The organism is Nocardia sienata NBRC 100364 (genome assembly GCF_001613205.1).
Lineage (GTDB): Bacteria > Actinomycetota > Actinomycetes > Mycobacteriales > Mycobacteriaceae > Nocardia > Nocardia sienata.
The window spans coordinates 1-18,201 of record NZ_BDBX01000001.1 but is presented as its reverse complement, the minus strand read 5'-3'; the positions used below and the strand labels follow the sequence as shown (position 1 = coordinate 18,201).

Sequence of the window (18,201 nt, the reverse complement as noted above, 5' to 3'; positions counted from 1 at the left end):
CAAGCAAGTGCTGCGCGGAGCTCGGCCCCCGGTGCAGAAACGGGTCCCTTATCGGCGAGCGCTCGCCTACCCCGCGACACAGGACCATCCGCATTCCACCGCAGCCGTCGACCGCCGCCCTCTCGCGACCGACTCCGAAGGAGGACGGCCGGCGCGTGCACTAGCGCCATCGGTGAGGAGCGATGTTCCTCGCCATCGCGCCCGAACGGCGACATGACCGCGATCATCCTGAACGATATCGGCGCGTACACAGCTACCCTCTACGGTCCTGGCCTGCGAAAACCCGCTGCGGGTGGCGTCTGTCGACTGTGCGTTGGTCAGACGCCACACCGGTCAGAGGCCTGGCCCGACCGCGTAAACGATTGAGCCGCCGAACTCGAGCCGGTAGACCGCAGGCATCGGCATCGCCTGCTGGAAATCCCGGCTGACACCCAAGCATCCGAGCCCGATCAGTGCTCGCGCGATGAACGTGCCGTGACTGCCGATGACGGCGGGTCGACCCTGAAGGCCGTCGACAATATCGGTCAGGGTGTGGACCGCACGCTCGGTGAGTTCGTGCAGGCTTTCGGCACCCGGGCGCGCCCGCTGTGGGTGGGCCCAGCTCTGCGCGTAATGGCGCGCATGGTCGGGAGTTGGTTCGATTCCCGAATCCCACTCGCGTAGCCGCGGGTCGGTGTGGATCGGTAGGTTCCATTGCTGGGCGGCAGGTTCGAGGGTTTGGACGGCGCGCAGGTAAGGGCTTGATATGACCACGCCGGGGTCGAGATCGGCGAGGCGATCGGCGAGCTGGTTGGCCTGTGCCCTGCCTGTCTCGGTCAACGACCGCTGGTACTCGTCGGGCCCGTTCGGTGTGGGTGGGACAGACCGAGCGTGCCGCACCAGGAAGATCGTGGACCTCACGGACGAAGTGTTTCGGCATTCATTTCGTCCGAGAACCTTCCATTGGCGAACACCTCGTCGACCGGCGGTCTTCCTTCGTCGACGTGGCGGGCGAGGATTTTGTCGACGACGTCGGCGGGATAGACGACCAGCAGCGCTCGGCCGGGATCGGCGGCGAGCAGGACCCGCTCGCAGATGCGGATTCCGGCGGCGTGGCGGACGGCGGCCCGGGATCGAGATGTGGCCGCCGTATTCGGTAACGCAGCGGCGGCCGTGTCCGGTCGTGTCGCCGAATTGCGGTGCGGATGCTCGACATGGTGGCCGCATGCACCATGTCGAACATCAGCGGGCTACCAGGTCGAGCAGACCGTACAGCCGGGGTCGGTTGCGGTTCGCCGACGCGCCCGCGATCGGGTCACAGGAATTCGGCGAGCACCTGGTTGAACCGCTCGGGCTCCTCGGAGAACGGGGCGTGACCACTGTCCGCGAAGCGCGTAACGGTCGCGTCGGGCAGTTGCGCGGCGATCCACTCGTCGAGCGGGCCGGGAAAGATCTTGCTCTGGGCACCGTACACCAGCAGGGCCGGCACCGTGACCTCCGGCAGGACCGCCCGGAGATCGGCGAAGGCCATGTCATACCAGATGGCACAGGCGGCAGCCGTGGACATCTTCATCGTTTCCGCGTAGATCGCGTCGATCACGTCCTCGGGCGGTGTCTGCGCGAAACACGCGGCGATGAACGGCTTGATCACCAGCGGGCGGGCATGCCGGACGGCTTGGACGAACAGCGCCAGATCATTGTCCGAGTAGCCGCCCTGCAAGGGGAATTCCCAGTCCGGACCGTCCAGAAAACGCGGCGACTGGTCGATGAACACGACCGAACGCAGGTTCGCGCAACCGAACTGCTGCACATACGCGAGCGCGACGGCCACCCCCATCGACCATCCGGCCAGCGAGACCCGCTCCAGTCCCAGGTGTGTGATCAGGTCCTGCACGTCCCGGGCGTACTGGGCGAGCGTATGCCCGTCCTCGGTTTTGCCCGAGGAACCGTGCCCGCGAAGATCGACCGTGATCACCCGGTGCTGCTCGGCCAGAGCGGGCACATTCTGCGCCCAGAAGGTGGAGTTCATGGTCCAGCCGTGGATGAGCACGACGGGTCGGCCGGAGCCGTGGTCCTCGTAGTACAGCGGCACTCCGTCGGGCAGTTCCAGGTACGGCATCGATACCTCCGGTTCGTGGGGCGGGCTCCTACGATGACCGGACCCCGACCTCCGGGCCCAGCACCGGCCGCACGGTTGCAGCAACGTTGCAACGCCGTTCCGGGCGTTTGTCCACCTTCCCGCTCCGTGCTATTCCTCATGGGACGCACCGGCAACGCGATCGCCGTCGGGCGCGGATCGCACTATCCCGAGGCAGGCGCATGGTAGGGACAGGAAAGAGTCGGACGGTGCGCCCGGACGTGCGGGCTTCGTGGGACCGGGCCCGACATCACGGTCTGCATCCGGACCGACATCTACCCGAAGTGCGGCTCAGCACCGACGAACTCCGATCCGGGCCGCGCGACCGGCGGCTGGCCGCGGCGTGGCCGGTGTTGTTCGCGAGCCTGCAGGCGGTGGCCACCGAACCGGGCCATGTCCTGTTCGGCGGCGACGCGGAGGGGCATCTGCTCTGGGTCCACGGTGACCCCACGGCCCGCCGGACCGCCGAACGCGCCAATCTCGTACCAGGTGCGCGCTGGCACGAAGCCGAGGCGGGCACCAACGGAGTAGGTACCGCGCTGGCGCTCGGCCGGGCGTTCCAGGTACGCGGACCCGAGCACTATCTCTCGGTCGCCGCCGATTTCACCTGTACGGCCGCACCGATTCGCGATCCGCGCAGCGGCGCGGTGATCGGTGTCGTCGATGTGACGTGCCGGACGAGCAGTACGAACAAATTGGCCATGCCGCTGGTGACCGCCGCCGCGCGGCTGGCCGAGGCCCATCTGCGTGAGCTGGCCGGACGCCGCGATGCCGAACTGCGGACCCGCTATCTCGATCGAGTACTACAACGGTCAGGTGATCTCGGGGCACTGATATCGCCGGACGGCCATGTCCTCTACGCCGCTCCCCCGGGCTGGCTGCCGTCGGTGTGGCCCGGACCGGTCCGGGACGGTGAGACGGTGCTGCCCGGCGGTCGCCGCGTCGCGGTGGAACAGCTCGCGCCGGACGGACCGTACGCGGTCCACGCACTGTCCGAGGACGCCACCGAGCAGATGCCGCGGGTGGTCGCGCTGGGCCGCAACCGGGTCGCGCTGTGGATGGACGGTGCGGTACACGAACTCAGTCCGCGGCACAGCGAGTTGCTGGTGTTGCTGCTGGCACACCCGGCGGGTTCGACCGCGGCGGACCTCGCCGAGGGGCTGTACGGCGACAACAGCAAGACGGTGACCGTACGCGCCGAACTCGCGCGCCTGCGCCGGATTCTCGGCTATCGCCTGTCCTCCGACCCCTACCGGCTGGACCCGCGGATCTACTGCGATCTCCTTGCAGCGGTGCGCGACAACAGTTCCACCGAACCGTCCCGGGGCGGCACCGAAATACTCCCGGGCTCCACCGCACCCGGCATCCAGCGGCTACGGCAGCGGATCCGCCCCCGGGTCCCGGGCCCCGACAGGACCGCACCAACCAACTGAGCCGAACAGCATTGCGCATCCCAGCGCGATTCTCTGTATAGAACAGCGGTCGGTCCGGACTCGAAGAAGTGATCGTCAGCGACGACTCGATCGGTGAGGTCGATTGGATCGTTTCGGGCGATTCGAGTGTGGTGCGGGCCCATCAGCATGCTGCCGACGCCCGGAAAAAAGGGGGGCGCTGTCGGCGTCGCCGGAGATGCACTCGGACGGTCCTGGGGTGGGCAGGGATGCTCGAAGTGGTGAACAATGTTGTCGAGTTCCTGTTTCAAGCGCGTCAGGAGTTACGTATTTGACCACTCTCACTGGTCCGCCGGCCGCCGTCGACGGCTCACCCATCGCGTTGTACACATCCGAGTACGCTGCGGATCCCCATAGCACCTATCGCGAGATGCGCCGCCGTTTCGGTTCTTTTGTGCCGGTGGAACTCGCACCGGGGACGTACGCCACCTTGGTGATCGGCTACCATGAGGCAGTACGGATCCTCAATGACCCCGAACACTTCCCGGCCGATCCCCGCGTCTGGCAGGAGAAGATTCCCGACAGCTGTCCAATCAAAGCGATGATGAAGTGGTATCCGGGGCCGCTGCGCAACTCGGGCGAAGCGCACGCCAGGTATCGGCAAGTCAACGTCGCGGCGCTCGATGGAGTGGATTTGTACGGTCGGCACGCCGCGGTGGAGCGCATAGCCATCCCCCTGATCAATACCTTCTGCGAGGCAGGCGAGGCCGACTTGCTGAGCCAGTATGCGTTCCCGCTGGTCTTCGCGGGCCTCAACGATATGCTGGGTTGCCCACCGGAACTGGGCCTCCGAGTCGCGAACGGTATGACGCACCTGTACAACTCCGTCGACGACAATGCCGCTCTGGGGATGTCGATGCTCAGCGAAGCGCTATTGGAGCTGATCGAGTGCAAACGAACCGAGCCCGGCGACGACATTGCCACACGAATGGTGCAGCACCCCGCCGAGCTCGATGAAGAAGAACTCCTGGCGAACATCATCAGCCTCTACGGTGCGGCATTGGAGCCGCAGCAGAACCTGATTTCGAATACGCTGCTGTTGATTCTTACCGATGACCGGTTCGCAGGCGATGTGCTCGGTGGCAGCCTGTCAACGCACGATGCGCTCGATGAGGTCTTGTTCACCGATCCACCTGTAGCCAACTACGCCACCACCTACCCGCGTCAGCCGATCCTGATCGGTAACACCTGGCTGCCCGCCCACCAGCCGGTCCTCATCAGCTTGTCCGCCTGCAATAACGACCCTGCGATCTCCGGCGCGTTCCTCGGCAATCGGTCGCATCTGGCGTGGAGCATCGGGCCGCACGCGTGCCCTGCGACGCGGTTGGCCTCATTGATCGCCGCAGACGCCATCGACCAGTTGCTCGATGCGCTACCCGAGATGCGGCTGGCTGTTCCGGCCGAGGAATTGATCTGGCGGCCAGGTCCGTTCCACCGGGCACTGACCGCCCTGCCAGTTGTCTTCCCCAAGTCCCCACCATTCAGTGTGGATTCCCTTCCCGGACCGTAGCTACTTGCCCGCACCGCCGCGGCCCGGAATCACCGGGTCGCAGCGGCCGCGGGGGGGGCTGCGCCGATAACCCGGCAGCGGCCGAATCTCCTACTGGTACAGCTTCTTCACGGCCGACGCTCTCCTGCAATCCGTCGACATCATAGGTCGGACTCTCGAACGGATACACCTGAAGTCGCTAATCTCCTTCCGGCCACGCCTCTTTCGGCCATCGGCCCGGGCGTCCGCACCGGCTGCCGGACGAATCTTCTTCTGCGTCAACCGAATAGGACACCAACTCGAGCTCATGTTCCCTACATCGGGAAGGCGACACAGTACGGTACGGTGGGCGCGGCATGATCCGCTGTCCCGTAGGTGCGACAAATGAATGATCAACACTCACCGACCGCGAACCGGGTTCTCGACTACTACCGACTCGTAGACGCCGGTGACATCGCCGGAATCGTCGAATTGTTCGCACCGGACGTCGAATACTCCCGTCCTGGTTACGATCCGTTCGTCGGCCGTGCCGCTTTGGAAGCCTTTTACCGCGACCAGCGCAGGATCAGGTGCGGCAAGCACACGGTACGGTCCCTGGTGGAGGGCGCGGATGCCATTGCCGTGCAGGGTGAATTCACCGGAACGCTCCGCACCGGTGAGCGTGTTTCGCTGCGATTCGCCGACTTCTTCGATGTTGCCCCGGACGGCAACTTCACCCGCCGGAACACCTACTTCTACCAGCCGATGGTGTGATCAGAATGCCGAACCCACGTTCGATAGAAACCACCTTGTACCACGAGTTCGCCCACCAGGTCGCACTGCGACCGGAGGCCACCGCGGTCGAGGTCGGTCAGAAACGGATCAGCTATATCGAGCTCGACACCCTCGCGGGCCGGGTTGCCACGGGGCTGCTCCGCGAAGGTGTGGGTCCCGAGGTTCTCGTCGGCGTCCATCTGTCCCGCAGCGCGGAGTTCGTGATCGCGATCCTGGGTGTCCTGCGCGCCGGCGGTGCGTATGTGCCGCTGGATCCGGTGCAGCCGCCCACCTGGATCACCGAGCAGATCGCCACCGCGTCGATCGGGGTCGTCCTCAGTAGCCGAGCCGATCGGGCCGGGCTGCCCAGCGGCGTGAACTGCCTCATCCTCGAAGACCTGCTGCACGAATCCGATCCACCTCCCGAACCTGGTGTGCATGTCGGTCCGGACAATCTGGCGCATGTCCTGTTCACCTCGGGTTCCACTGGGCGGCCGAAAGCGGTCGCGGTGCCGCACCGAGCTGTGATCGGCCTGGTGACCGATCAGTCCTATGCCGTGCTGGACTCCGAGCAGTGCTTCCTGTTCCAGTCCTCGCCGACCTTCGACGCGTCCACTCTGGAGATCTGGGGTGCCCTTCTGCACGGCGGCCGGGTCGCGGTCGCGCCACCGGGCCCGGTGTCGGTCGGTGCGCTGGCGCGACTGATCGACGAGCACCGGGTGACCATCGCCGTGATCACACCCGCGCTGTTCCATATCGTCGTCGAGGAGAACATCGACGCGCTACGCCCTTTACGCCAGGTGATCAGCGGCGGCGAGGTGGTTTCTCCGGCCGCCTTGGAATCCGCACGGGCCACCTTGCCCGGCACCCGGCTGGTCGTCGTCTACGGACCCACCGAAGCCACCGTGCTGACCACGACCTACACCGTGGAAAGGTCGCGGCCGGTACCCACGGCGACCTTGATCGGGACACCGCTCGCCGGACTCACCACCTACATCTTGGATGAGAATCTGGACCGGACGCCGTCCGGATCCTCCGGTGAACTGTATGTGTCCGGCGACGGCCTCGCGATGGGTTACCTCGGTGCCGCGGATCTGACGGCGGAGCGATTTCTTCCGGACCCGTTCGCAGCCCGCCCCGGTGCCCGGATGTACCGCACGGGTGATCGGGTTCGGCAATACGACGCGGACACCCTCGAGTTCATCGGGCGGATCGATGATCAGGTGAAGATTCGGGGGCACCGGATCGAGCCGGCGCAGGTCGAGCAGGCGCTGCTCGCCCATCCCGAAGTGGTGTCGGCGTATGTCGCCGCCGAGCAGAACTCGGTTCGCGGTCGCTATCTCGCCGCATACGTGGCCTGCCGGGCCGGCGGCACCGCCGACCAGACCACACTTCGACGTCATATGGCCGAGGCGGTGCCCGACCACCTTCGACCCGATGTGTACATCGTTCGCGCCGAACTTCCGGTGACCCGGCACGGAAAGATCGACCGCCGCCGACTCCTGGATGGCGACGGTGTGGTCTCCCGCCACACGGCGGCCGACGACCGGCGCTATGTCGTCGTCGTCAATGCCGAGGAACAGCACGCGATCTGGCCTGCGGCGCAACCGGTACCCTCTGGCTGGTCGTCGCGCGGTGGTGTCGGTTCGAAGGCGGAATGCAAGGATTATGTGCGGCGCGCCTGGGTGGACATCCGACCGCTGAGCCAGCGTGCCGTCCGGAATTAGCTTCCGGCCGAGCGGTTATCGGCGCCCCAGATGCGCCGGCCGGATATCAGTCCAGGTGCGGCGCAGGTAAGAACTGCACTCGTCGAGTGTTCCCGGCCCGAACACCGTTCGCCACCCTGACGGAACAGGGCGGCCGTCCGGCCACATTCCGTATTGCTCGTCCTCATTGACTACCACGGTCGTACGTCGGGTATCGGCAGGCCGCGAGTTCTGTGGCTCCGCTCCGTCGAGCAGCCGACGGCGATCCATTTTGCCGTGTGGAGTCAGCGGCGCCGATTCCCGGACGACATAGATATCGGGGCGCAGATGGTCGGCAACAGTGGTTTCCATATATCGCTCGAGCTCGGATCGGCTGATGGCCACGCCCGCTCGGGCGGTGACGTACGCGGCCAGATAGCTTCCACGCAGCGTATTGTGTTCTTTTGTCACATACGCTGTCACGATATCCGGGTGCATCAGTAGCGCCTGTTCTACTTCGGCCGGCTCGATCCGACGTCCCCGCAGCTTGATCTGGTTGTCCATCCGTCCGATGAATTCCATCCCGCCGTGTTCGGTACGGCGCACACGATCACCGGTCCGGTACATGCGAGTACCCCGCGCACCGTGCGGGTCGGGTGCGAACCGCGTCGCTGTGACCTCGGGGGCCCCGAGGTAACCCCATGCGAGTCCCGGCCCGGCCAAACACAATTCACCCGATTCCCCGTCCGGCACCGGGTCCAGGTACTCGTCCAGGATGTAGGTTTCGACATTCTCGATCGCCGTACCGATCACCGGCACGGCGGGAATCGGGGTGTCCGGCGATTGCGTGTAGCTGGTCGCGATGACGGTCGCCTCGGTCGGGCCGTAGATGACGATCGTCGTGGTGTCCGGCAGCTCCCTGCGCGCGAGGTCCAGGGTTGCGGGGAAGACCGTCTCACCTCCGGTCACCAGTTGTCGCAGTGGACGCAGCGCTTCGGGATGCTCCTCCAGGAGCACTTGGCAGATGGTGGTCGGAATATAGACGGTTGTCACCGCGTGGGCCCGGATCAGCCGAGCGAGTTCCCCGGGAGACGACGAGTCGGGCGGGGCGATCGCCAGGCGGCCGCCGTTGAGCAGCGGACCCCAGATGGCGAAGGTCGCCATATCGAAGGTCGGCGCCGAATAGAAGAGCTGGCACTGACCGGGTCCCATCGCTACATACTTCTGGTCGGTGAGCAGATTGACCACCCCTCGGTGCGGAACCGCCACCGCCTTGGGGCGCCCGGTCGACCCCGAGGTGAACATGATGTACGCGAGATCGTCCGGACTCGTCTCGATCCCGGCCGGTTCATCGAGAAGTGGGGTCCGCAGCTCATCGAATACCAGAGTGTCGACCGAGTCCGGGATTCGAGGCAGATCGGCGGCGGAAGCAATGACAATATGCACCTCAGCGATCCGGAGCTGATCGGCGATCCATCGGTCGGGCTGTCCCGGATCCAACGGCACGTAGGCACCGCCTGCTTGCAGTACGCCGAGTTGCGCGATGACGAGTTCGGCGCTGCGCGGCAGAAACACCCCGACAGGCGTGCCGGGCCCGACGCCCATCCCGCGTAGCACCGCCGCGACGGGATCAGCGCGCGCGGCGGTCTCCGCATAGTCGAGGCGGGTATCGCCGTACTCCACGGCGATCGCTTCGGGGTACTGCGCGACCTGATGTGCGAATACTTCGTGGATCAGTGCGCCCGACCCCCAGCTCCCGTGCATGGTCCTCCCGCTGGGCTCGACGTAACCGATCTCACCAATAGTCCAGCGGCCATAGGGGTTTCGCGCAAACCGCTATTGCCATACCCGGGAACGCGGTGTGACACCTCAGCGGGTGCCGAATTCCTACTCTGCAGTGGCAGAGTCGACGACGAGCGGAGCATGCCATGGACAGTCTGTACCGACGGATCCGCGACCGTATCCACGCCGACCCCGACCGCCTCGCGCTCGTTCACCGTGATTCCCGGCTCACCTACGAGCACATCGGGCAGCGGGTGGACGCCCTCGCCCACGATCTGGCCTTGCGCGGAATCGGCACCGAGACGATCGTCGCGGTTTACGTCGAGCAGCCACACTCGGCGATCGTGTCGGTGCTGGCCGTGTGGGCGGTCGGCGCGGCCTATCTACCGCTGGATCCCGATGCTCCCGACGAGTTGTCCCGGTCCTGGATGGCGCGGGTCGGCGCCGAGACGATCATCACCGAACCGGCTCTGGCGGATCGGGTCGCCGGCCTGTGCCCGACGCCCCCCGTTGTGACCGACCGACCCGGCGCCCCGCAGCCGAGCAGGGAGTTCGGTGGCCCAACACATCCACGAAGCCTGGCGTACATCATCTTCACCTCCGGTTCCACCGGGAATCCCAAGGCCATCGCGGTGGAGCAATGCAACCTGCTCTCCTACCACGACGCATTCGGCCACTACGTGGCGCTGGAACGACAGCACACCGTGCTACAGGTCGCCGGTTTCTCGTTCGACGGCTGGATCCGGGATGCGCTCATGCCGCTGGCGGTCGGCGCCCGGACCGTTCTCCAGTCCCGGACCATCCGGCGGGATCCGGACCAGATCCTGGCCGCCGTACGCCGGTACGGCGTCACCCATCTGATGGCGACATCGCCCGCACTGGTGACCGGGTTGCTCACGGCACCCACGTTCGCCGTCGATCCACCCGGGTTTGAATCGATATTGGTGGCCGGTGAGAGCTTTCTGCCGCTGCATGTGTTCGGCAGCGATCTGCGCCGGTTCGGGCGGATCATCAACCACTACGGACTGACCGAGACGACCATGGTCGCCATGTGGCAGGCGGTAACACCGGACCCGGAGACCAAGGTCGACGATATCGGTGTACCACTGCCCGGATATACCGCGTACCTCCTCGACGAACGGATGCGGCCGGTCGCTCCCAGGCAGATCGGTGAAATCTACATCGGGGGCAACGGTGTGAGCCGCGGATATCTCGGTGCGCAGGTTCTCACCGCCGACCGTTTCGTGGCCGATCCGTTCGGTGCCCCGGGTAGCCGAATGTGCCGGACCGGTGATATAGGCCGCGTGCACTCCGATGGGCGGTTCGAGTTCCTCGGGCGGCGGGACCGGCAGATCAACCTGCGCGGCTATCGGGTCGAGCCGGCCCATGTCGAAGCTGCGATCCGATCCCATCCGGCCGTCGCGACGGCGGCCGTCGTGGACCATCATCGGCCGAGCCACGGGACGATTCTGGTGGCCTATGTCATACCGGCCGACCGCGCCCCGGAGCGTGACGCCCTGCGCACACATCTCGCTGCCCGACTGCCGGCATACATGATTCCCACTGTCTTCGTATTCATGGACGGTTTACCGTTGGGTGGCACCGGCAAGGTCGATCGATCCGCCTTGCCCGCGCCGGTATTCGAAGGTGATGCGTCCGATCTTCCGGCCGATGGAACCGAGCAGGCCGTCGCCGATGGGTTTGCGAAGATCCTGGGTGTCGACGAAATCGGCCGGCAGGACAACTTCTTCGACCTGGGCGGCCATTCACTGCTGGCGGCGCAGATTGCCGCCCACCTCAGCGTGGCCTTCGACCGTGCCGTGACCACCGAGATGATTCTGCGTAATCCGACCGTTGCGGCGCTGGCCGCCGCGCTGCCGGCGACGGCGCGCGAGGTCGGTATCGTGCGCCGGTCCGGCACCCGCTATCCGTTGTCTCTCGTACAACGCGGCCTGCTCCCGGCGACCACCGCTGTGACCGTTCGCGCCTTCCGGCTGACCGGCCCGTTGGACACTGACCGGTTGACGTCGGCCCTCGCCGAGGTGGTGCGACGTCACGCGATTCTCCGATGCACCTTCGACAGCCGACCGGATGGCGTGCCGACCCAGACCGTCAGGCACCGGGTTTCGCTGTCGATCTCGAAATCCCCGGTGCACGAGAGTGGGCTCGCGCACCGGCTCACGGCGATCCGAGATGCGCCGCTCGACCTTGCTGCCGGCCCTCCGCTCGAGGCCGAAGTATTCACACTGGGCCCGAATTCCAATGTCCTGCTTCTCCGTTGCCACCGACTGATCGCCGACGAAGCATCCCTGGACCTGATGATCCGCGAGATAGGCATGTTCTACAACTGTGCGGATCCGGCGCCGGCCGCACCACCCGTTCACTATCCGAGTTTTGTTCGTACCCGCGCCGAGTCGAGCGATGGCGCGCCGGTCGCATTGAACTATTGGCAAGCGGCACTGCACGGATGCACCTGGGCCGATCCGAGCTGCCCGACTGTCACGTCCTCGAGTGCGAGGTTTCCGGCGACTGTTGTTCACCCGCTGCGTGCGATCGCTCGCGCGCACCGAGTCGAGTTGGCGGATGTGCTGCGTGCAGCATTTGCTGTCGCTATCGCGGCAATTTCACCGGCCGTCGGAAAGGTCATCGTGGCTCATCTCGAAACGCGGCGACCACGAGCCGACCTCGATTCCGTGATCGGCCCTTTCGCGTATTCGACGGCTACCATTGTCGACCCGGCCGGGGGCGGCTCGTTCTCGGCTCTGCTGGACCGCATCCGCACCGCGGAGTCGGAGTCCCGCCACTACAGGCGGTTCCCATTCGAGTACCTCTGTGGGGAAATGGGATTGTCGAATGCCGTACTCGCCAATCAGTTCGTGCTCCGCTCCGGGCCCGGGGAGTTGTTGCGGCTGTCGGGTGTCGAAGCAACGGGCATCGAGCTCGGGTTACTCGACGAATCCGTCTCCTGTCGGCTGATACTCACCGAGGAAGCCGGTGCACTGGCAGGCAGTATCGAGTACCGGCACCACGAGGCCGAACGGGCCGGGCAACTCGCCTTCCACCTGGAACGGATTGTGCGTGCTATCGCGGTGGATCCGGACCTTCCGCTGGCAGCGGGCTTCCGGAGTCGATCACGTTGACCCGTCAGGAGGGCGGTTCGGGGTCGTCCGCGGCGCGCAACCCGGCACACCAGGCCCAGACGGCGGCGGCCGTCACCAGCAGACCACCGGCCACGAAGACCGGTCGAGGATTTCCGCCGAGGGCTGCGGTGACGCTTCCGGCAATGAACACCCCGACCGGATCAACGGCCAGGAACAACAATTTGACGGTGCCGGTGACGCGACCGAGCATTTCGCGGCACACGATCCGCTGGCGCTGCGTCCGATTCACCACGCTCGCGGCGACCACAGCCCAGAGGTAGACCATATTGGCAAGGAGCAGTCCGGCGAAGGAGTCCGCCGCGCTCATGGCCACCACCGCCAGACCACACACCGTGATTCCGGCCGCGATGACACGAGTATGCCCGAACCGCAGTGCCAATCGAGGGGCCATCACAGCGCCCAGCACGCCGCCCACTCCGCCCACCGCCACCACACCGCTGATCGCGGAAGTACTCAGTCCCACGGTGTCCTTGGCATAGAAGAACAGCAGTTTCTCGACCGACAACCCGAGATTCACCACCATCTGCAGGGCGGTGAGCACCACGAGCAGTCTGATCGACAGCAGGTACTGCAAACCCTCCCTGAAATCACCTCTGATGTCGGCCAGTCGAAGTGTCGTGGAGCGCGCGGGCCGGGTCGGGGCGTGCCGCCGCACCGCGATCAGACCGGCCAGCGACACCAGAAAGGTGACAGCGTTGGCGAGCAGCGCGATCTGGAGACCGAGCGTCGCCGCGAGCGCGGCGACCACGACGGGGCCGAAAACCAAGGCGAACTGGGTCGTGACCTCGATGACCGAATTCGCCCGGATCAGGCCGTCACCGGGAAACAGATCCTTGATCACCACGGTGAGCGCTGTCTCGAAGAACACCCGCCCGCCCCCGGCCACCAGACTCAGTGCCAGGACCGATCCCACGGTGAGCAGATCGCCGGCGGCCGCGACGAACAACACCGCGAACACCACGGCCCGTAGCGCGTCCATGGCGATCAGCAGCCGCCATGGATCTACTCGATCGACCACCACACCGGCGGGTATTCCGAAACACAGGTATCCGATGGTCACCGAGGCGGCCGCAATACCGGAGACGAGCGGGCTACGGCTGAGCTCGAGTACCAGCAGCGGGACCGCGAGCAGAGCCAGACCGTCGCCCAGCAGGGACACCGACTGGCTGCTCAGGAATGTCCGGGCATAGGCGGGCCATGCCGCAGCGCGCGCGGACGAGCTCACCGGTGCAGCAGCGACGGCCGCGGGATCAGTGCGGCCAACCGTTCGAGCCCGGCCACGACAGTCGGACGGTCGAGTCCGAAGTCGATCAGGCAGGCGACCTCGTCGACGCCGAGCGCGGCGAGTCGCTCGGTGCGGCCCGAGACGGTGTCCAGACTTCCGAGCAGAGCGCTCTCACGCCAATACCTGCGGAAGGCGAAGTCCGTCAGAGTTTCTCGATCGGACGGCGTGAGTTTGTCGATATCGAGGCCGTCGAGTACGGATTTGGCGGCCGACCGGATGATTTCCGAGTTCGCCCAAAGATATCTGCGGAAAGGCTGCTCGACCACCGCACGTACAGTGTCATCGTCTCCCTCACCGACGAAGGCGTGCATCATCACCGTGACAGTGCCCGCGTCCGGATCGAATCCGTGCTCGGCGCGCGCTCGCCGATACACCGCGATTCGCTCTTCCAGTTCGGTCAGATCCAGGTTGATCAGCGCGGTCAACAGGTTGAACCCGTTGCGACCGGCCAGCGCGAAGGTTTCGGGGTTCGCCGAGGCCGTCATCCACACCGGCAGCTCCGGCTGGACCGGCTGGGGGAAGGTCCGGATCGTGACCCGCTCACCGACACCGTTGATGTCATCGACCGACTCCCCCCGCCACAACCGGCGTACCTTATCGATTCGATCCAGCGCGACTTGCTGTTTGCGCTGGAACGATGCCTGCCCGAAGACGAAGTCCAGGGGAAGGAATCCGGGCGCGAATCCCAGCCCGACCCGTCCGCCGGACAGGTTGTCCACGATCGACCATTCCTCCGCGACTCGGGCCGGATGGTGCAAAGGGGCGACGACGCTTCCGGCGCGGAGCTGGATTCGGCTGGTGATGGTGGCGAGTCCGGCGGCCAGCACGGAGGGATTCGGGTACAGGTCACCGAACTGATGGAAGTGGCGTTCCGGTGTCCAGATCGCGGTATAGCCGAGTTCGTCGGCCCGCTGTGCACATTCCCGGATCAGCCCGTACCGGTCGTTGTCATCGGAGTCGGCCGAGAAGAAGAAGACGCTGAGCTGTAGACCGGTCGGTTCAGCGGTGGGCATCGGGTCCGGTGCGGTCGGGCGTGCGCGCAGCGCGAGGGGGCATTCCGTGGCCGCGGGGGCCGGCTTCGCCGGCTCGTTCGACGCGGTGCTGGTCTGCCCAGCGGCCAGCATGGTCACCAGACCGTTGATCGTCGGATTCGAGACGAAATCACGGAGGGACAGTTCCCGGCCCAGTTCCTCCCGCAGGGCCAGCACGATCTGGACGGCCACCAGCGAGTCTCCACCCGCTTCGAAGAAGTCCGCGGTGTCCTCGACTGTGGTCCCGATCGCCTTGACGTAGGCGGCCCGTACCCGCGTGACGAGTTCATCCGCCGGGTCGGTTTCCGGTGTGTCGTCGGTTCCCGGATCACGACGCGGCGGGCGTTGCACGGGTACGGGACCGGATACCGGAACCGGATCGGAGAGCAGGTCCGGCGCAACTTCCGACGGCCAATACCGGCTGCGCTGGAAGGGGTACGGCGGGAGATCCACCCGGCGACCCGTATCGCTCCACAAGGGAGCCCAATCGACCGGTGCCCCGGCCTGCCAGGTCTGTGCCAGCGCCCGCGAGAAGGTGAAAACCTCCGATTCGCCGTCGTTCGCGGCGGGCAAGGCCGCCAGCACCCCCGAATCCGCCGGCTTCCGCGAGTCGCGCAGGGCGAGCCGGCTCAGTACTCGGCCGGGCCCCAGCTCGATCAGCAGGTCGGGCGAGGTCTCGAGCACCGCGCCGAGCTGGTCGGCGAATCGCACCGTGCTCCGGGTCTGCTGGACCCAATACTCCGGACTGGTGGCTTCTTCCTCGGTGATCCACCGACCGGTCACGCCGGAGGTGAACGGGATCACCGGTGGCCGCAGGGTCATTCGCTCGAGTTGCGTCCGGAGACCGTCCAGGCAACTGTCGGTCATTCGACTGTGGAAGGCCCTGGTCACCGGAATTCTCCGGAACGGTATCCCGCCTGCGGTCAGGTCCTCGGTCAGCGTCGCGACCAGTTCGTCCGGCACCGAGAGCACGCAGGAATTAGTGGCGTTCACCGCGGCCAGATCCGCACCGGCCTCGACGAATCGGGCGGCCTCGGCCTCCGAGGCAGCGACTGCGAGCATTGTGCCGGGCGGCAGATCCTGCATGAGTTGGGCGCGAACAGCCACCAGTTCGGCAGCATCCTCGACTGTCATCACCCCAGCGACCACGGCGGCAACATATTCGCCGATACTGTGGCCCGCCATGCTCGCCGGGCGGATGCCGAGCTGTGACCATGTCCGGGCCAGCGCGTACTCGACGGCGAACAGTGCCGGCGCGACGAGCACCGTATCGTCGAGCTCGCCACGATCTTCACCATAGAGCCTCTCTCGCAACGGGATTCCCGAAACATTCGCGATCAGGTCCAGACACAGATCGTGTTCGGTCCGGAAGAGGTCGAACTCGGCCCGCAATTGAAGTCCTAGTGCCGCATACTGTGCGCCCTGCCCCGGGAACAAGAAGGATACGGCCGGAACTGTGCCGGATCGACCCACAGTGCCCGCCGCAGCGGCGGTCGCACCGAACGCTTCGATCAGTCCGGATCGCGAATCGGCGACCACGAACTTCCGATGTGATAGCGCCTGGCTGCCGATCTGACTGGTGAAGGCGATATCGGCCGGGTCGTGCTCGGGATGGTTGCCGATATGGTCGATCAGCGCTTTCTCGCGCTGTTCGAGTGCGCTGCGCGAATGCGCCGAATAGGTCAGGACATGGCACGATCGCGCTCCGGCGCGGCGGCTGTCTTCCCACCCTGCCAGTACGACATGGGCGTTGGTCCCACCGATTCCCAGGCTGCTGACCCCACAGCGACGATCCGCACGGGCCTGCGCCCACTCGACAGTCGATCCGTTGACTACGAACGGGGAGCGATCCCAATCGACATCGGGATTCGGACTGGAGAAATGCAGTGTCGCCGGAATGACTCCGTTTTCGAGGGCCAGTACGGCTTTGATCAAGCCGGCGATACCGGCCGTAGCGTCCAGATGGCCGATATTCGATTTCACCGAGCCGAGAAAGCAGGTGCCCGGGGCTGCCGGTTCATCCCGGTGGCGGGAGAACGCCTCGGCCAATGCGGACACTTCGATCGGATCACCGATCGGTGTTCCGGTGCCGTGGGCCTCCACGAAACCCAGTCGGCTGCTCGACAGGCCGGCACGTCGCAGCGCCCGGGAGACAGTCCGAACCTGCCCGTCGAATCCTGGAGCGGCGAAGCCGACCTTGCGGTGCCCGTCGTTCACGACCGCCGAACCCAGGACGACGGCACGTACCGGATTGCCATCGCGCACCGCGTCGCGGACTCGCCGCAGGACCACGGCAGCCACACCGTTGCCGCCGACAGTTCCGGACGCGGCGGCATCGAACGGTCGGCAGTATCCGTCGCCGGACACAATCGCGCCTTCGACGTGTTCCTGTGTCGCCGCCTGCGGCAGCGAGACAGTCGCCGAGCCGACCACGGCCACATCGCAGTCCCCCGCCGCCAGGCTCTGTGCCGCCAGGTGCAGCGCCACCAGCGACGACGAGCAACCGGTCTGTACCCCGAGACTGGGCCCCTGCAGATCCAGCTTGTACGAGACCCGCGTGGCGAGGAAATCCTTGTCGCTGCCCAGCAGCATCCTGTGCCTTTCGACCGCGCCGGCGCTCCGGAACCGCGGCAGCAGGGTATCCAGCAGATAGGAGCTGATACTGGACGAGGCGAAGATTCCGGTGGCGGGACCGTATCGATCCGGCGGGCAGCCCGCATGCTCCAGTGCCTGCCAGACACATTCGAGAAACAGCCGGTGTTGTGGGTCCAATAGTTCGGCCTCGGCGGGAGGAACAGCGAAGAATCCCGCATCGAACATGTCCACGTCGGCGAGTACGCCGTATGCGCTGGACCGTCCGGTCCCGGATTGCGGGGCCGACCGGACCAGGGATTCTCGCTCCTGGGTCAGGTTGCGCCAGAACTGGCCGATATCTGCGGCGCCGGGGAACCGGCCGGCCATACCGACGACGGCCACCGCCTCATCGGAGATCATTTCGTGCCTCCGTACACGTTCGTGGCCAGGTCGGTCACTGTTGGGTAGCGGAAGAAGCTGACCAGCTCCGTGGTGACACCGAGGTCGGTGTCCAGCTTGTTCTTGACCAGCAGAAGCTGAAACGAAGTGCCCCCCAGGTCGAAGAAGTTCTGCTGATGACCTACTTCGTCGACGCCGAGCACATGGCACCAGGTCATGGCGATCCGGTCGATGAGTGTGTCCGCGGTCTCTCCCGCTACAGGGTCCATTTGTCCAGTTCCTCGAGGAAGATGCCGACGTATCGGTCGATGGTGGCGGGGTCGAACAGATCCGTGCTGTACTGCACGAATACATCGAGAGCCGTGTCGGCGGCGATGATTTCGACATTGAGATCGGTCCGGGCCACCGACCGCAGCAGGGGATAACGTTCCGTGCACGTACCGGTGAAGCGCAGATCGTCGAACGGCCGCGGGGT

Annotated in this window: 12 protein-coding genes; 5 read left to right on the top strand and 7 right to left on the bottom strand. The window is 65.8% G+C overall.

The window, feature by feature from the left end; translation table 11 throughout:
- Positions 1 to 333: 333 nt before the first annotated feature.
- Both NS4_RS31885 and NS4_RS00055 read right to left on the bottom strand, forming a co-directional pair.
- Positions 334 to 900: a histidine phosphatase family protein gene (locus NS4_RS31885; protein ID WP_063057386.1), complete on the bottom strand. Its 567-nt coding sequence runs from the start codon at positions 898 to 900 to the stop codon at positions 334 to 336.
- A 394-nt stretch (positions 901 to 1,294) separates the two neighbouring features.
- Positions 1,295 to 2,098: an alpha/beta fold hydrolase gene (locus NS4_RS00055; protein ID WP_063057385.1), complete on the bottom strand. Its 804-nt coding sequence runs from the start codon at positions 2,096 to 2,098 to the stop codon at positions 1,295 to 1,297.
- A gap of 200 nt (positions 2,099 to 2,298) precedes the next feature.
- On the opposite strand from NS4_RS00055, the gene NS4_RS00050 reads away from it, so the two are divergent.
- The 4 genes from NS4_RS00050 (at position 2,299) to NS4_RS00035 (ending at position 7,536) form a co-directional block, all read left to right on the top strand.
- On the top strand, positions 2,299 to 3,549 hold the full coding sequence (locus NS4_RS00050) for a helix-turn-helix domain-containing protein (RefSeq protein ID WP_157105796.1): 1,251 nt from the start codon (positions 2,299 to 2,301) through the stop codon (positions 3,547 to 3,549).
- A gap of 289 nt (positions 3,550 to 3,838) precedes the next feature.
- The gene (locus tag NS4_RS00045) at positions 3,839 to 5,077 is read left to right on the top strand and encodes a cytochrome P450 family protein (protein WP_063057383.1); all 1,239 of its coding nucleotides are present in this window, start codon (positions 3,839 to 3,841) and stop codon (positions 5,075 to 5,077) included.
- Between the two features lie 363 nt (positions 5,078 to 5,440).
- Positions 5,441 to 5,809 carry a nuclear transport factor 2 family protein gene (locus tag NS4_RS00040; protein ID WP_063057382.1) on the top strand — a complete coding sequence of 123 codons (369 nt, stop codon included), beginning with the start codon at positions 5,441 to 5,443 and terminating at the stop codon, positions 5,807 to 5,809.
- Positions 5,810 to 5,814: 5 nt separating this feature from the next.
- A complete protein-coding gene (locus NS4_RS00035; RefSeq protein WP_084486337.1) occupies positions 5,815 to 7,536 on the top strand; it encodes an amino acid adenylation domain-containing protein in 1,722 nt (573 codons plus the stop codon).
- Between the two features lie 15 nt (positions 7,537 to 7,551).
- Here NS4_RS00035 and NS4_RS00030 read toward each other — a convergent pair whose 3' ends face one another.
- Positions 7,552 to 9,258: an amino acid adenylation domain-containing protein gene (locus tag NS4_RS00030; protein ID WP_063057380.1), complete on the bottom strand. Its 1,707-nt coding sequence runs from the start codon at positions 9,256 to 9,258 to the stop codon at positions 7,552 to 7,554.
- Between the two features lie 164 nt (positions 9,259 to 9,422).
- On the opposite strand from NS4_RS00030, the gene NS4_RS00025 reads away from it, so the two are divergent.
- The gene (locus NS4_RS00025; protein WP_063057379.1) at positions 9,423 to 12,416 is read left to right on the top strand and encodes a non-ribosomal peptide synthetase; all 2,994 of its coding nucleotides are present in this window, start codon (positions 9,423 to 9,425) and stop codon (positions 12,414 to 12,416) included.
- Between the two features lie 4 nt (positions 12,417 to 12,420).
- Here NS4_RS00025 and NS4_RS00020 read toward each other — a convergent pair whose 3' ends face one another.
- From NS4_RS00020 to NS4_RS32520, 4 genes are all read right to left on the bottom strand, one after another.
- Entirely contained in the window at positions 12,421 to 13,662 is a 1,242-nt protein-coding gene (locus NS4_RS00020) for an MFS transporter (protein WP_063057378.1), read from the bottom strand.
- The gene (locus tag NS4_RS00015) at positions 13,659 to 17,747 is read right to left on the bottom strand and encodes a type I polyketide synthase (RefSeq protein ID WP_063057377.1); all 4,089 of its coding nucleotides are present in this window, start codon (positions 17,745 to 17,747) and stop codon (positions 13,659 to 13,661) included. The genes NS4_RS00020 and NS4_RS00015 overlap by 4 nt, the downstream gene beginning before the upstream one ends.
- Positions 17,744 to 17,995: a phosphopantetheine-binding protein gene (locus tag NS4_RS00010; protein ID WP_063057376.1), complete on the bottom strand. Its 252-nt coding sequence runs from the start codon at positions 17,993 to 17,995 to the stop codon at positions 17,744 to 17,746. The genes NS4_RS00015 and NS4_RS00010 overlap by 4 nt, the downstream gene beginning before the upstream one ends.
- Positions 17,983 to 18,201 (bottom strand): hypothetical protein (locus tag NS4_RS32520; RefSeq protein WP_169811703.1); only part of this gene is annotated, 219 nt, incomplete at its 5' end. The genes NS4_RS32520 and NS4_RS00010, both read right to left, overlap by 13 nt.